General features: G+C 66.7%; 9 protein-coding genes and 1 pseudogene. 5 read left to right on the top strand and 5 right to left on the bottom strand.

Features of this window, described 5'->3' with window-relative positions:
• Positions 1 to 7: 7 nt before the first annotated feature.
• A complete protein-coding gene (locus PSR88_RS16830; protein ID WP_342338290.1) occupies positions 8 to 931 on the bottom strand; it encodes a LysR family transcriptional regulator in 924 nt (307 codons plus the stop codon).
• A gap of 100 nt (positions 932 to 1,031) precedes the next feature.
• Here PSR88_RS16830 and PSR88_RS16835 point away from each other — a divergent pair, with 100 nt between their 5' ends.
• The 3 genes from PSR88_RS16835 (at position 1,032) to solA (ending at position 4,957) form a co-directional block, all read left to right on the top strand.
• The gene (locus tag PSR88_RS16835; RefSeq protein WP_342338291.1) at positions 1,032 to 2,183 is read left to right on the top strand and encodes a Glu/Leu/Phe/Val family dehydrogenase; all 1,152 of its coding nucleotides are present in this window, start codon (positions 1,032 to 1,034) and stop codon (positions 2,181 to 2,183) included.
• Positions 2,184 to 2,211: 28 nt separating this feature from the next.
• Entirely contained in the window at positions 2,212 to 3,606 is a 1,395-nt protein-coding gene (locus PSR88_RS16840; RefSeq protein ID WP_342338292.1) for a VOC family protein, read from the top strand.
• Between the two features lie 214 nt (positions 3,607 to 3,820).
• Positions 3,821 to 4,957, top strand: coding sequence for an N-methyl-L-tryptophan oxidase (gene solA / locus PSR88_RS16845; RefSeq protein WP_016881931.1), 1,137 nt, complete (start codon positions 3,821 to 3,823; stop codon positions 4,955 to 4,957).
• 71 nt (positions 4,958 to 5,028) lie between these two features.
• Here the strand turns inward: solA and PSR88_RS16850 are convergent, their stop codons facing one another.
• The 3 genes from PSR88_RS16850 to PSR88_RS16860 form a co-directional block, all read right to left on the bottom strand.
• A complete protein-coding gene (locus PSR88_RS16850) occupies positions 5,029 to 6,216 on the bottom strand; it encodes an NAD(P)/FAD-dependent oxidoreductase (protein ID WP_016881930.1) in 1,188 nt (395 codons plus the stop codon).
• Positions 6,217 to 6,390: 174 nt separating this feature from the next.
• Positions 6,391 to 7,305 (bottom strand): 5-dehydro-4-deoxyglucarate dehydratase, encoded by a 915-nt coding sequence (kdgD, locus tag PSR88_RS16855; protein WP_016881929.1) that lies wholly within the window; start codon positions 7,303 to 7,305, stop codon positions 6,391 to 6,393.
• 189 nt (positions 7,306 to 7,494) lie between these two features.
• The gene (locus PSR88_RS16860) at positions 7,495 to 9,834 is read right to left on the bottom strand and encodes a transketolase-like TK C-terminal-containing protein (RefSeq protein ID WP_083853070.1); all 2,340 of its coding nucleotides are present in this window, start codon (positions 9,832 to 9,834) and stop codon (positions 7,495 to 7,497) included.
• Between the two features lie 333 nt (positions 9,835 to 10,167).
• Here PSR88_RS16860 and PSR88_RS16865 point away from each other — a divergent pair.
• Positions 10,168 to 11,068: pseudogene (locus PSR88_RS16865) on the top strand (M48 family metallopeptidase).
• A gap of 50 nt (positions 11,069 to 11,118) precedes the next feature.
• Here PSR88_RS16865 and PSR88_RS16870 read toward each other — a convergent pair.
• Positions 11,119 to 13,491 (bottom strand): arylsulfatase, encoded by a 2,373-nt coding sequence (locus PSR88_RS16870; protein ID WP_016881927.1) that lies wholly within the window; start codon positions 13,489 to 13,491, stop codon positions 11,119 to 11,121.
• A 346-nt stretch (positions 13,492 to 13,837) separates the two neighbouring features.
• On the opposite strand from PSR88_RS16870, the gene PSR88_RS16875 reads away from it, so the two are divergent.
• Positions 13,838 to 15,442 (top strand): ABC transporter substrate-binding protein, encoded by a 1,605-nt coding sequence (locus tag PSR88_RS16875; protein ID WP_037196707.1) that lies wholly within the window; start codon positions 13,838 to 13,840, stop codon positions 15,440 to 15,442.
• Positions 15,443 to 15,485 lie beyond the last annotated feature (43 nt).

The following is a 15,485-nucleotide window of genomic DNA, read 5'->3' on the forward strand; positions in this document are numbered from 1 at the left end:
GAGACGTTCAGAGCGCCGCCACGGTGACGTACCGACCCCAATCGCGCGTGGTCACCGTTTCCACGAAGGAGTCGACGACCACGGGTATCAGCGGGTTGCTGGGGTTCCGACGGTGAACCAACGCGACCGTGCGGCGCGCCCAGGGAGAGTGCAGCGGCACGATGGACACAGTCGGGTGGTCGAGGATTCCCAGGGCGGGGACGATCGCCACTCCGAGCCCGGCGCCGACGAATTCCGTGACGAGATCGTAGTATTCGGTTCTGAGGTTCAGCTCGGGGACGAATCCCATATCCGCACAGATGCGGTACATCGTCAGCTCACCGGCGGTGCCGGCGCCGCTCGAGATCCACTGCAACGTGCTGGCACGCTCGACGTCCGCCGCCTCGAGAATCCCCTCATCGGAGGGGCTCAGGAATACCAGATTCTCTACGATCAACGGCTTTTCGACTACAGCGTCGGACCATCGCTGCTGCAGCGCCGCGTACTCGTAGGTGAACGCGATGTCGAGTTCGCCGGATTCGATCATGGGCACGGTGTCCTTCGGCTCCCCGATCCGAAGGGACACCTCCACTGCCGGATGGGTCTCCCGCAAGTTCGACAACGCCGACGGCAGTATGCGTGCTCCCGCGGTCGGGAAGCATCCGACGCGGAGACGACCGGTACGCCCGGTGGCGATCCCCCGCACGTCGGCGTCGAGTTCGTAGAGCTCGGCCAGAACTCCCCGAGCGCGTTCGGTCAGCATTCTCGCCATCTCGGTGATCTTGACCCCACGCGCTTCACGATCGAAAAGACGCATACCGGACGCTCTTTCGAGCGCCTCCATTTGCTGCGACACCGCCGAGGCCGTGTATCCGAGCTCGCGAGCCGCCGCAGCGAACGATCCGGTCTCGGTCACCACTTCGAGTGTCCGCAGATGGACTGGGTTGAGCATGTCGCGTCATCCTTCGCGTCGAGAACAGACGTCCACGATATCGCCGTCGGCCGGAACCGGTCGACGGTCAAACACTACGCAGCACAGGAGCACACCGATCATGACCGACCTACTCTCTCAGATCGACGACTGGGGTCCCGAGAAGGTGGTGGTCGTTTCCGACCGCCGCTCGGGCATGAAAGGCGTGCTCGTCATCGACAACACGGCACGGGGAATCGGTAAGGGCGGAACGCGGATGAGCCCTACCGTCACTGTCGGCGAGATCGCACGCCTCGCACGGGTGATGACGTGGAAATGGGCAGGTGTCGACATGTTCCACGGCGGAGCGAAAGCGGGAATCGCCGGTGATCCGACTGCAGCGAACAAGGAAGAGATCCTCCGGGCCTTTGCCCGCAAGCTGTCCAACGAAGTACCACGCGAGTACGTCCTCGGCCTCGACATGGGACTCACCGAGAACGACGCGGCCATTTTCCAGGACGAACTCGGCGACCGCGGCGCGGCGGTCGGCAGCCCGCACGAACTCGGCGGCGTTCCGTACGATCAGCTCGGTGTCACCGGCTTCGGTGTCGCCGAGTCCGCTCAGGTCGCCGCGGAACGCCGAGGCATCGACCTCGGCACCGCACGGATCTCCATCCAGGGTTTCGGCGCTGTAGGTTCCGCCGCGGCCGAACGCTTCGCCGCGTTCGGGTCCACGATCGTGGCCGTATCGACGTCAGTGGGCGCCCTTCACGACCCGAATGGCCTCGATGTTGCTCTGCTGTTGAAACTGAAAGCTGATTTCGGTGATCACCTGGTCGAGCACTACCCGGGCGCGACAGTCCTGCCCGCGGGGCGTGAGATACTCGTCGACTGCGACGTCCTGGTCCCTGCCGCATTGCAGGACGTCATAGACGAACAGTCCGCCCGCGAGGTCAAGGCCAGGTTGGTCGTCGAAGGCGCCAACCTGCCTGCCAGCCCGGAGGCGCTGAAGGTGTTTGCGCGCAACGACGTACTGGTCGTTCCGGATTTCGTCGCCAACGCCGGAGGAATCGTGGCGGCCGGTGTCGCCATGGAGGCCCGCTACTCCCCGTTCCGTCCGGAAGGAAAGGCCGTACTCGACCTCGTCTCCCAGCGTCTCCGGGCCAATACCAGCGAGGTCCTCGACGAGGTCGCGGCGCACGGCGCCCTGCCACACGATGCCGCTCGTCGTATCGCCCAGTCGCGGGTGCGTGCCGCGATGGTGGCGCGAGGTCAGATCCGCGCGAACGCATAACAGGAACACCGATCGGAGCATGAGAAGTATGACCGTAATCCCCACATGGCAGCTGAGGGCGCGATTCGCGGCCGCTCTGTCCTCTATGTACGGCCGTGAGGTACCGGCCTACGCCACACTCGTCGACGTGTGCGAGGACATCAACACCGCCGTCGTCGCCGGCTGCGACGACGCGGAGCGGCTCGGCGACATCGGCAGGGTGACGGCCGAGAGACACGGCGCGATCCGCGTGGGCACTCCCCGGGAACTCCGTGAGGTCGGCACGATCTTCGCCGGTTTCGGTATGCACCCCGTCGGGTTCTACGACCTGCGCGAGGCGTCGCGGAGCGCAGTTCCGGTCGTGTCGACGGCCTTCCGGCCGATCGACGCCGACGAACTCGCACGCAACCCGTTTCGGGTGTTCACGTCGATGCTCGCGGTCGACGATCGCCGCTTCTTCTCCGATGACCTTCAGAGCCGGCTCGAGACGTTCCTCGGTCGACGCACACTGTTCGGCGAGGAACTACTCACGCTGGCCGAGCGAGCCATCGCCGAACGCGGTCTTCCCCCCGCCGAGGCCGATACGTTCGTCCACTTGGCGACCTCCGCATTCGAGCTGTCGTCCGAACCGACCGATCGTGCGTGGTACGCCGAACTGGAACAGGTCTCGGCCGTCGCCGCCGACATCGGCGGAGTCACCCGAACCCACATCAATCACCTGACCCCGCGCGTCTTGGACATCGACGAGCTCCTCACCCGGATGCAGCGACGCGGCCTGAAGATGATCGACCAGATCCAGGGCCCGCCGAGATGGAACGGCCCCGACGTTCTGCTCCGGCAAACCTCGTTCCGGGCCCTCGCGGAGCCCCGCAAGTTCCGTGAATCGAACGGTGAGGTCGTCGACGGCACGCTGCGGGTGCGGTTCGGTGAGGTCGAGTCGCGCGGAATCGCGCTCACTCCCCGCGGCCGGGAACGGTACGACGCGCTGATGGCGGAGACGGATGCCGCCGCACGGTACGGTTCGTCGTGGCAGGACGCCGGGAGGTCGGTGTGGGACGCCTCCGACTTCCCCACCACGGAAGCAGGTCTCGAGGAGGAGGCTCTCGCGTATTTCACGTACAGCGTGAGCGACGTGCACTCCCCCTCCGGTGTGGTGGATCGCGATCCGGCCGCACTGGTTCGGTCGGGAACGCTGGTGGCCACACCGATCGTGTACGAGGACTTCCTTCCGCGCAGCGCGGCCGGAATCTTCCAGTCGAACCTGTCCGGCAACGGCACGAAGGACACGACGAACACCGGCGCCGACTACACCATCGACTGGTTCGCGGGCGCTCTCGAACGGGAAGTGCACATCCCTGAGGCGCTGTATAGCGCGCAGCAGGACGCATCGCTGCGAGAAAGCCTGACGCAGCTCGGAATTGAACAGGGCGTCAGCTTCGGCTAGTGGCGAGGCGACTCGTTCCCGTGTGACCGAATGTTCGAGCGCACGACGTTCGGCGACTCAGGTGCGGAGTCATGGGATGGCAGCATGTCTGATTCAGCAGGTAGTGGATGCGCTCGACGGCACCACTACCTGCCGGGACAGACGTACTGCACATTCGAGAGACTGTGATCATGACCAATTCCCCCGCCGCCGAATACACGCTGGTGCGTGCTCGATGACCACGACGAGGACCGGTGTCGCCGTGATAGGTACCGGCACGATGGGCTCCGCAATCATGTGGAGACTGTCGGAGCGGGGTGTTCCTGCCGTCGGTCTCGAGCAGTTCACTCCCGGACACGATCGTGGCTCCGGGCACGGCGAGTCGCGCATCTTCAGAACCGCATATCATGAGGATCCCGCGTATGTCCCGATGCTCCGGGCCGCACTCCGAGGATGGCGGGAACTCGGTGAGCAAACCGGCGAACCCGTCCTGACGATGACCGGGGGCCTCAGCATCGGCCCCTCGACCGGCGTGATCGTGGGTGGCTCCCTCGAAGCAGCCAAGGTCCATGCCCTCACCCAGGAGATTCTCGACCCGGCCGAGTTCGCTACCCGGTTTCCTACTCAGCGATTGCGTGAGGGGGATACGGCCATCTGGGAGAAGGACGCCGGCGTGATAAGGCCGGAGTTGGCGATCACCGGTGCCGCGCGCCGTGCGTGCGAACTGGGTGCCTCTGTGCGTCCCGAGAGCCGCGTACTGAATATCGAGGACGGTCCCGGTGACACGGTGCTTGTGCGGCTCGACGACGAGGTCATTCGAGCCGACCACGTCGTGGTCGCGGCCGGCGCCTGGATTCCCGGCCTCCTCCCGGCCGCCCAGCTCCAGCTGACTGTGGAGCGCAAGATCCTCGCATGGTTCCCGGCCGAAGATCCGACGCAGTTAGGGCCGGACCGGTTCCCGGTATTCCTGAGGGACAGTCCGGAAGGTACGTGGTACGGCTTCCCCAGCATGGACGGCAAGACGGTCAAGATCGCGCTCCATCTCGGCGGGCGCGAGACCGACCCTGACGAGTTGGATCGTGTGGTCCACGACGAGGACACCGCTCCGTTGCGGGATCTCGTTCGTCGTTATCTGCCTGGATTGGGTTCGCGCCCCGTGCGGGCCGCAGTGTGTATGTACACGAACACACCCGACGGCCACTTCGTCATCGGAAATCCACCCGCCTACAGGAACGTGACGGTCATCTCCGCGTGCTCTGGTCACGGTTTCAAATTCGCACCGGTGATCGGGGAGATCGCAGCCGATCTCAGTTGCGGCTCGACCCCCGAGTTCCCTTTGGAGTTGTTCGATGTCAACCGATTCGCGGATTGACACACCGGAATACGGCGTTCGTGCGGTTGCGATCGAGGGGAAGGGCCGCCGGCCCTCCCCCTCGCTGCTGCCTATGCGGAGAAGTACACCGGGGGTGTCGTCGAATCCAGTGCCAGTGCCACAGCCGCACGCGCCGCGACGGGACCCACCAGGTTTCCAGTCCCGTTGTACCCACCGATGGCGATGACACCGGGAAGAACCTCGGAGCAGAGGGGACGGCCGTCGGTGGTGTAACTCACGGACGCACCCCATCTGCGAACGACGTCGACGGGCTTGCCCGCCATACGTTCCGCTACTCGTTCGATGTAACCCTGGACGTCCGGAGTGGGTGACGTGTCGAATGTCCACTCGGTGTCGACGAAACGGTCTCGTCCGCCCCCGACGAACAGGCGCCCATCCTTCGCTTGCTGGGCGTAGTCGTATCCCCAGCGTCCGTACACAGGGCACGGCAGGCGTTCAGGGAGACCCGGCGCCGTCCCGAGCATTTGCAGGCGTGCCGTCCGGACCCGCCCCTGCAAGTCCGGGAGGACCTGTTCGAGTTTGCCGTCCACCGCGACAATGACGACCGGCGCACTGACCGTACCGTGTTCTGTTGTCACCCTTCCACTCTCCACGGAGGTGACAGCCGAGTGCTCGTACAGGCCGGCCCGCCCCCGAAGGAGTGACGCCAGCCCCAGAGCTCGGCGGGAGGGGTTCATGGCCGCGTCGTCGGGCAGAAACAGGCCGCGCCCGAGCTCGCCGTCGTATTCTTCGACAGCGATGTCGCGCTCCCGCAGCACCGCTTCCAGTGCTGCGCAATCCGCGAGTTCCGCCACACGGTCGGCGGCCTCGGCGTCGTCGACAGGTTCGCCGGGCAATCCCGCGAGGCGAATGGAGCCCGTCCGTGCGATGATCTCCGGCCCCAGCATGTCGGCAAGCCGGTCCAACTCGAGAAGAGTTGCGCGATAGAGATCGACCGACGACGTCCCCCAGGTCGCGAGGGACGAGTGGAGGAAAGTCGCCGGGCCGCCCAGGAGGAAGCCGCCGTTGCGCCCCGCCGCGCCGGCCGCGACCCGCCCGGCGTCGACGCCGACAACCTGCAGCCCACGTTCGACCAGGGCGCCGATCGCCGCGAGACCCGACCCGCCGAGGCCGACGACACACACGTCGGCCGTGACATTCTGTTCCAACACCGGAAGACCGTTCCACGACGCGACCACCGGGTCGTCGTCCCAGGCGCTCACCGAGTCCCACTGGGTCTCGGATCGACGATTCGTCATCGCATTTCCCTATCGTTCAGCTCGATGCGTTCCGGTACGCCGGGCGGCGACTCTACCCCGTGCCCCTCGGTCGTTCCCGACATTCGCCAGGCGGTGCCGAGCGCGGTGCGGGTCGCGGAGTCCAGCAGGTGAGTGTCATGGCGTTCTCCGATGATAGATCGCGGACGATGCGGCTCAGCTCACCTTCTTGATCAGGTCGGCGAGCTCGGCCAGTTCGACGGCGTCGAGGTCGGTCAACGGCGCGCGGACGGGGCCGGCGGGTCGGTCGATCACCGTCATGCCGGCCTTGATGATGCTGACCGCGTAACCCTGTTTCTTGTTGCGCAGGTTGCAGTACGGGATCACGAACTCGTTGAGCGCGTTGATGACGAACGCGTTGTCTCCGCTGCGGAGTGCGTTGTAGAAGTCGATCGCGAACTTCGGCACGAAGTTGTAGATGGCCGAGGAGTAGGTGGTGACGCCCAAGGCGAGATAGGGCAGTGCGAACATCTCGGCGGTGGGCAGTCCGCCGATGTAGGTCAGCCGGTCGCCGAGACTCGCGTAGATGCGCGTCATCTGCTCGATGTTGCCGACCCCGTCCTTGAACCCGACCAGGTTCGGGCAGCTGTCCGCGAGCTCCGCGACAGCGGCCTCGGTGTAGACCGCGTTGGCGCGGCTGTAGATAGTCACCCCGAGAGTGGTTGCGGCACACACCTCTTTGACGTGGGCGACGAGGCCGTCCTGGCTCGCCTCCGTGAGATACGGGGGAAGCAAAAGGATGCCGTGCGCGCCGACGCTCTCCGCCGACCGGGCCATCTGCACGGCGGTGGCCGTGCCGTAACCGGCGGGTGCGATCACCGGGAGACCGTCGGGTGCCTCCTGCACCGCGGCCCGGACCACCTGCTCCACCTCGGGCGGGGTGAGCGAGAAGAACTCGCCCGTGCCACCTGCGGCGAACAACCCGGAGGCGTCGAACTGCCCGAGCCAGCCGATGTTCTCGCGGTACGCGGCCTCGTCGAACGAGTGGTCGTCCTTGAAGTGGGTGACCGGGAACGACAACAGACCGGAGCCGAGCTTGTGAGCGATCTCGTGGGGGGACGCAGTGGCCATGGGTTTCGTTCTCCTCGTTCGCAATCGCGCCGCCGTCGGTGCGCGCTGTGTCCACAAGGCTAGGAGCGTCAACCATTCAAGTCCAACACTAGTTATGGATCTTTTGATACCGAAAAGGCATCAAAGGATCCGTCTGCGCCGAACCAACGGGACGCTCGTTCGATCTGACGCAACGAGCGTCCCGTTCGTTCAGGAGATGTCGAGTGCGGCGCGGACGATGCTGTCGGTGTCGATGCCGTGGTAGAGGTACACATCGTCGAGGGAGCCGACCTGCCCGAACTTGCTGACACCGAGCGCGGCACCGGGGACGTGGTTGATCCCGGCCAGGAACGCGAGGGTGTGCGGGTGCCCGTCGAGGACGGTCACCATCGGTGCCGCCCGGTCGGCGGGGAACACCTGGTCGAGGATCCACGACGGGCCGTCGGCGAGTCCGCGGCGCGCCTGCATCGCCTCGAACAACAGTCCGGGGCTGGTCACGCACACGACGTCCGCGGCGATGCCCTGCTCGGCCAACCGGTCTGCGGCGGTCAGGGTTTCGGTGATCATCGCACCCATGCCGACCAACGTGACGGCGGGCTTCTCGGTGTGGCGGAGGGTGTATGCGCCGGCGACGACCTGACGGCGGCGACGTTCCCGGGCGGCCGGGTCGGTCGGCACGGCCGCGAGGGTCTGATCGACCGGGCGGGTCGACAGCCGCAGGTACGACGAGGAGCCGTCCGGTCGGCCCAGCCGGGAGATGCTGTCGAGCAGCGTCCACTCGACGTCGATCGCGAAGGCCGGTTCGTAGCTGACACAGCCGGGTTGCTCGAGGCCGATCGACGGGGTCTTGATCGACTGGTGCGCCCCACCCTCGGCGGCGAGGGTGACCCCGGACGGGGTGCCGACCAGGATCGACTGCCCACCCGCATAGATCCCGTACGACCACGGCTCGAGGGCCCGTTCGACGAACGGGTCGTACATCACCCCGATCGGGAACAGCGGCTGCCCCCACCGGCTCCAGGTGGCACCGAGCTCACCCATCAACCCGACCAGGTTCGTCTCGGCGATGCCGAGTTCCATGTGCTGCCCGGTGGGCTTTTCCCGCCAGTGCATGATCGTCTCGGCGTCGTCGTCGAACCAGTTTCGGCGCTCGTTGGGCGACCACACCCCCACCTTGTTCAGCCACCCCGCCAGATTCGTGGTCGAGGAGACGTCGGGGCTGACCGTGACCACCCGCTTCGCCGCGTCGGGGGCCTCCCGGGACAGGTCGAGCAGCGCCCGACCCAGTGCGGCCTGGGTGGTGGAGGTGCCGGACGGGGTGCGGCCGATGTCAGCTGGCACCGCGGGCGGGGTTGCCGGTTCGACGGGGTTCCGCCGCAACCGGTCCGCGGTCGTCGCGCACACCCGGCCCGCCGCACTGCCGGCCTCGAACCGGGCCCACGGGTTCGCCGGGTCCATGCCCAGTTCCGCGGCCAGCTGCTCGTACTGCTCGACGGTCAGCAGCGAGGAGTGGTTCTGCGGATGCCCCTGCGTCGGCAGGCCGCGGCCCTTGATCGTGTAGGCGATGATCACCGTCGGCCGGGTGTCGTCGATCTGCCCGTACGCGGCGCGCAGGGCGTCGAGGTCGTGCCCGCCGAGGTTCCGGATCGCCCGCAGCAGGGTGTCATCGTCGAGGTCGGCGATCAGCGACGCGATCGCCGCCGCATCGGGGCCGTCCCCGGGCAGCCGCACCCGCACCTGCTCGGCGTCACACCGCAGCAGCCGCTGATATTCGGGGTTGGGCATCTCCAGGATCCGGGTCCGCAGCGCCGCACCACCGGTCCGGGCGAACAGCGACTCGAGCAGGGTCCCGAATTTCACGGTGATCACCTGCCACCCGGCGGCAGCGAACATGGCCTCGAGCCGGCCGGCGGCGATGTTGGGCACCACCCGGTCCAGGGACTGCCGGTTCAGGTCGACGATCCACACGATCTCACCGAGCTCGGACACTGACGTGTCGAGGATCGCCTCCCACACCGCACCCTCGTCCAGCTCGGCGTCACCGACGAGGGAGTACTGCCTGCCCGTCCCCGCCGAACCGATCTGGGTGTTCACGTAGCGGCGGGCGATGGCACCCCAGATCGGGGCCGTTGCACCGATGCCGACCGAGCCGGTCGAATAGTCCACCGGATCCGGATCTTTCGACCGGCTCGGGTAGGACTGGAGGCCACCGAACTCCCGCAACGTCGTCAGATACTTCTCGTCCAGCTCACCGAGCAGGTAGTTGATACCGTGCAGCACCGGCGACGCGTGGGGCTTGACCGACACTCGGTCACCCGGCCGGAGCTGCTCGAACCACAGCGACGTCATGATCGACACCATCGACGCGCACGACGCCTGATGGCCACCCACCTTCAACCCCGTCGGATTCGGGCGAACCCGGTTGGCGTGGTGGATCATCGACGTCGCCAACCAGAGCACGCGCTTCTCGATCTCCACGAGCGCTTCCGGAGTGGCCGCGCGCGGGGTGAGCTGCGCCGTGTGGTCGTCGATCGTGCGGGCGTCGTTCATCGTTTCGTCCTTGCCTGTGAGTTCCTGGCACCGAATCCGATCCTCCTCGGCCCAGTTCGTGAGCGAGGCGTATCGGCGGTGACGGGCAGGCGGACCTGTGGGAACCGACCTCACCGCATCTTCGAGGTCTCGTGTGCAGATCTCTCACAACAGTCGACCACCGGAACGCACTTTGAGCAATACCGAGCGTCACGTTTGAGCATCCTGCGCATGTTCGGAGCAGCCACCGTGGGCGGCGGTTGGCAAAATGCCCAGCACGACCGCCGCCGCTACCCTCCGGCGCTACCCTGACCGGGAGGGCTCCGCACCGCGCACACCGACCCGGGGGGAAGCTTGACCACCACACCAGACCGCGTTCGCACGGCGTTCCCGGAGATCAGCTCTCGTGCGTGGGAGCACCCCGCGGATCGGGCGGCGCTCGTCACCCTGCGCACCTTGAAGGGGTTCGACACGGTCTTCCGGACCATCTCGGGTCTGTTGCAGGAGCGCCAGCACCGGCTGATGTACCTCGCGACGTCCGTGCGCGTCGACGAACGGCAGTTCAGCGATCTCCACGACCTGCGCAGCGACTGCGTGCGCATTCTCGGCGCCGACGAAACACCCTCTGATGCGCTTGGCCGGGACCATCGGCTGGATCCCGATCGGCGGGTGGGCGCTGCGCGCGATCATCGCCGCGCTCATGGAATGGCAGCGTAAGTCGGAACTGTCCGGTGACCGTGCCGGATTGCTGTGCGGGCAGGACGTCCACACGGCTCTTCGCGTGCAGCTGAAGTTGGCCGGTGGTTCCCGGGTCAGCGAGATCGACACCGAGGCCTTCCTGGCGCAGGCAGCCGAGTACGACGCCAGCGGCGACCTGCGCGACGGTGTCCTCAAGCTCCTCAACATCGAACTGCTCTCCCACCCGTTCTCGGTGCTGCGCGCCGCCGAGCTGAAGAAGTGGGTGGACAGCGGCGCCTACGCGGCGATCCTCCGCGGGGAGTACCCGCGCCGCAGCGAGGACGACGACGCCAAGATCAGCGAAGAATTTCGCAAGGCCGCGAAATCGTACAAACAGAATTTCGACATCTCGAACGACCCGCTGATCCGCATGCTCCGCGAGATCGGCAGCGGACTGGGCACCACCGTGGACGCCGTCGGCAACGGCGTCGGCGACGTCGCGGCGGACATCAAGGAGCGGTTCACGCACTGGCGCAGGAACTCCGACGGCAAGAAGGATTCCGACGGCGACAGCTGACCGGGAACCCATCGGAGGTCGGGCGCGTTTTCGCGCGCCCGACTCTCCTGTCAGTCGGCCATCGCCTCGGCCAGCTCCTCGACCTCCTGGATGACCGGTTCGGGCACCCGCACGGGGCCGGGGATGTAGGTGACCGACCGCAGTCTGCCGGTGAATCGGAAGGTTCCGCGTCGTTCCCTCAGATCCCACACGACGGGTCCGCGGGCGTCGACGCCCACCGAGATCCCGGTCCACGGCGCCATGCCGACCAGCTGGAACTGGTCGTCGAGTGTGGCCACGTCGGTGGTGACCCCGGCCGTGTCGGTGAGGGTGACGGTGAAGTTCCACCGGACGGATTCGGTGGCCTCCGCCCGCACCTGCACGCCCACCACATCCGCACCGAGGGGCGCGGAGGTGTGCGCGACGCGGCCGTAGCTGTTGACCGCGAACACGATTCGGCCGCCCTCGACGTAGAGCACGTATCCGCCGTGCGGGTCACCGTGCGCGACGAGCACACCTTCGTCGCCCGCGGCGATCGCATGGGTGGCGACGTCGATGGTGAAGTCGCGGTACTGGATCAGCACACTGGACCGATAGCGTTCCAGCGTCGGCGTGCCCGCGAGGATCTTCACCGGCTCCGCGAGGCGACGCTCGTCGGGTCGCCGCTGCACGGCCTTGCGGTCGTTGAGGATCGGGAACACGGTGTTGTGCCACGCCGCTCGATCCCACGCCTCGGCGAGTTCCCGCACCTTCTCAGGGAAGAGATGCGCGACGTCCGTGGTTTCGGCGGGGTCGGATTCGACGTCGAACAGTTGCCACTGCGGATCGTCGACCCGGGTCGGATCCGTGTGCAGCGACAGCAGTTTCCAGCCGTCCCGGTAGAACCCGCGGTGACCACCGAACTCGGCGTACTGCTCGGTGTGCGGGGTGGGCTGCGCGGCGTCCCGCAGAACGTCGGCGATGCTGACACCGTCGCGCTCCTGGGCGGGAAGCCCGTTCCGGTGGCTCGGAGTTTCGAGTCCGGCGAGATCCAGGAGCGTCGGGGTGATGTCGGTGACGTACGAGTACTGCTTGCGCAGTCCGGTGTCACCGTCGGCGCGCCCGAGACCCGCCGGCCAGGACAGCAGGAACGGCACCCGGACTCCACCGGCGAACGTCTGCCCCTTGTAGAACCGGAACGGGGTATTCGACGCCTGCCCCCAGCCGCGCGGGTAGTGGACGCCGATCTTCTCCGAGCCGATCAGTTCCTCGTCGTGCGGAACGTCGCGCACCCAGTCCGGCGGGACCGGTCCGTGCACGAATTGACTGAAATACGAACGCGTTCCCGCCGCGCCGCCCTCGGCGGTGCCGCCGTTGTCGGACGTGAACACGATGATGGTGTTGTCGGTCTCGCCGAGTTCGTCGAGGGTGTCGAGCACCCGCCCCACGCTCTGGTCGATGCTGTCGACCATCGCGGCGTAGACCTCCTGGTACCGGGCGAACCGCAGCTGCTCCTCTTCGGTGAGCTCGTCCCACGGCGGCGCGTCGTAACCGGGTTCGGTGTTGCGCTCGGCCATCTGGGTGCCGGGCGGGAAGAAGCCTGCCTCGAGCTGTGCGCCGAAGCGGCTGCGTCGCACTGCGTCCCAGCCCTCGGTGTAGCGGCCGCGGTACTTGGCCAGGTCTTCGGGCTTGGCCTGGTGCGGTCCGTGCATCGCGATGTGCGAGAAGTACAGGAAGAACGGCTTGTCGGCGTCGTGTGCGCGCAGGCTCTTGATCCGCGAGACGGCCTTGTCCGTGATGTCGTCGGTGACGTAGTAGTCCGACGGATACTCCTCGACGTCGACCACGGAGTTGTCGGAGATCAACTCGTTCGGGTAGTAGAACGAATTCAACCCTTCGAGCGAGCCGTAGTAGCTGTCGAATCCACGCTGCAGGGGCCAGGAGTCGCGGGTGCGACCCGGCGCGAGGTTGGTGTCGCGCGCGAGATGCCACTTGCCGACCGCGTGCGTGGCATACCCGTTCGCACGCAGAATCTCCGCGAGGCTGAGCGCGTCGTCGGCGAGTTCCATCCGCAGGCCGGGGAAGCCGGGATCGAAGTTGGCGACGCTGCCGTAGCCGGCGCGGTGCGGGTTCAGGCCGGTGAGCAGCGCCGCGCGAGCCGGTGAGCAGACCGAGGTGGTGTGATAGTTCGACAGCCGGTAGCCGCTGTCGGCGAGCCGGTTCAGGTTGGGCGTGTCGATCTCGGAGCCGAACGGTCCGATGTCCGAGTAGCCCATGTCGTCGATGAGGATGACCACGATGTTCGGCGCACCGGCGGGGGCTTTCGTCTCCGGCGCCCACCACGGCGTCGACTCCGCACTCGTCCGCCCGATATGTCCGCCGAATCCGTCATACCCTCGCGCGCCCGAAGGGATCTGCTGCCCCCCGGGACCCTGCCCGTCTCCGCTGGTTGCCGAATCCGTCACAATCACAATCCCTTTCACTATCCGAGGCGTGTTTCCCCACAGAATCGGAGAAATATTTCCCCGTGCAATCCGGGAAATACTACGGTCGCCCAAGGGCCCGTCGAGTAGTTAGAATCATGCAGATTTCAACCACTGATCGAACTTGGTCGGGCCTCCGAGCCGGTGCTAGCTTCGATCCCATGGGTACCCCGACCAGCTGCGACCGCGCCTCCATGCGGTGTCGCTGCCGTAGCTGAACGTCCCCTCACGCCTCTCGTCGTCCGGACAACGCGATCCGGGTTGTTCACGGGTTCCGCGTATCTCCTGCCCTTCCCACTTCCCTTCGGGTGACCCTTAGGACACAGCCATGTCTTCTCGTTTCCGCACGTCGACCACGCACCGGCGACAGGGCCTTGTCGTGTCGGCGGTTGTCGCTGCCCTCGTGGTGCTGGTCAGCGGGTGCGCCTCGGCGGCCGGCCTGCAGCGGTCGGGTACGGAATCGGTGCTCCAGCCGGGAGAGGACGTGCCGACGGGCGGGACGGCGCGGATCGGTGTCGGTGCCGACCTGATCCCGGCGACGTTCCTGTCGCTGGGCAACAACCCCACCAACGGCGGGGTCTCGGCCAACGTCTTCGACACCCTCGTCCAATACCCGCACGGCAGTCTCGAGCCCGAGCCCCGGCTGGCCACGGCGTGGCAGCTGTCGGACGACGGACGTCGACTGGAGTTGGCGCTGCGTGACGATGTCCGCTTCCACAACGGCAAGGAATTCACGTCGAGAGACGTCGAATTCACGTTGCGGACCTACACCGATCCCAGTTGGAACGCGCAGTTCCGGCGCACCGCGGCAGCGATCACCGCATTCGACACCAGCGACCCTCACCGCCTCGTACTCACCCTGTCGCAGCCGACCGGGAACATCTTCGACCTCCTGGCGGTCGCGCCCATCCTCGACGGCGACACCGTCGACGGGCTGAAGGAGGGGCGGGTGTTCAACGGCACCGGACCGTTCACGTTCGTCTCCTGGCAGCCGAAGGTCGCGCTGTCGCTGGCCCGCAACGCCGACTACTGGGGTGATCCGCCCCACCTGGACGGCGTGACGTTCGCCGTCGTCTCCGACGATCAGGCGCTCGTGACCAAATTGCGGACCGGCCAGATCGACGCCGCCTACGATCTGCCCTCGCTCGACGCCGAACTCGCCGTCTCCCGGGGCGGGTTCCGCTCCCACGTGCTGGAAGGCGCCGAGTCCGATCAGTACATCGGGATCAACGTCTCCGCACCGCCGCTGAACGACGTACGGGTCCGGCAGGCGATCGCGTACGCGATCGACCGGGACCGCATCCTCACCGACGTCTACCGTGGCAAGGGTTACGCCTCGAGCCTGCCGTGGCCGCGGACCTCGCCGGCCTACGACGAACAGACCGCGAACACCTACGGCCGGGACGAGGAACGGGCGCGCGCACTCGTCGCCGAGATCGGTGACGTCCCGACCATTCCGCTGAACTACCCCGCCGACCGCACCTCGCGGATCATCGCCGAGATCATCCAGGCGAACCTGCGCGACGTGGGCATCGACGTCGACCTGATCCCCACCGACGCAGCCCAGATGACCAGTCTGCTGGTGGCCGGCCAGTTCCCGGGGCTGTGGGTCACCCAGCACGGGTTCGCGCAGATGACTCCGTCCACCCTGGCCGTGGCCGCCTTCCCGTTCAACGCGGTGAAGAACGCCTCCAACTTCCTCGACCCGGAGTATCAGGCGCACGCGGTGGCGGCCTGGCAACAGCAGGACCCCACGTCACCCGCGGCGATCGACGCCTACCGTGCGCTGAACGCGGACTTGCTGGAGTCGCTGTTCCTGGTGGAGATCGGGGTGGTGCAGACCGAGGTCGTGGTGTCCACCAACCTCGGCGGATTCGACTGGTCCCGCACCAACGACCCGCGCTTCGACTCCACGTACCTGCTCCGCACTTGATCCGGCGACCGCCCGCTCACCCACCGACACAGGACTCGACATC

Origin of the sequence: Rhodococcus sp. DK176 (assembly GCF_038447315.2) — a bacterium.
GTDB lineage: Bacteria > Actinomycetota > Actinomycetes > Mycobacteriales > Mycobacteriaceae > Rhodococcus_F > Rhodococcus_F jostii_A.

What these genes read in the sequence shown, in the direction of transcription:
- PSR88_RS16840 (WP_342338292.1), top strand. Translation starts at nt 2,212, where the DNA reads ATGACCGTAATCCCCACATGGCAGCTGAGGGCGCGATTCGCGGCCGCT.
- PSR88_RS16835 (WP_342338291.1), top strand. Translation starts at nt 1,032, where the DNA reads ATGACCGACCTACTCTCTCAGATCGACGACTGGGGTCCCGAGAAGGTG.
- PSR88_RS16830 (WP_342338290.1), bottom strand. Translation starts at nt 931, where the DNA reads ATGCTCAACCCAGTCCATCTGCGGACACTCGAAGTGGTGACCGAGACC.
- kdgD (WP_016881929.1), bottom strand. Translation starts at nt 7,305, where the DNA reads ATGGCCACTGCGTCCCCCCACGAGATCGCTCACAAGCTCGGCTCCGGT.
- PSR88_RS16875 (WP_037196707.1), top strand. Translation starts at nt 13,838, where the DNA reads ATGTCTTCTCGTTTCCGCACGTCGACCACGCACCGGCGACAGGGCCTT.
- PSR88_RS16850 (WP_016881930.1), bottom strand. Translation starts at nt 6,216, where the DNA reads ATGACGAATCGTCGATCCGAGACCCAGTGGGACTCGGTGAGCGCCTGG.
- solA (WP_016881931.1), top strand. Translation starts at nt 3,821, where the DNA reads ATGACCACGACGAGGACCGGTGTCGCCGTGATAGGTACCGGCACGATG.
- PSR88_RS16860 (WP_083853070.1), bottom strand. Translation starts at nt 9,834, where the DNA reads ATGAACGACGCCCGCACGATCGACGACCACACGGCGCAGCTCACCCCG.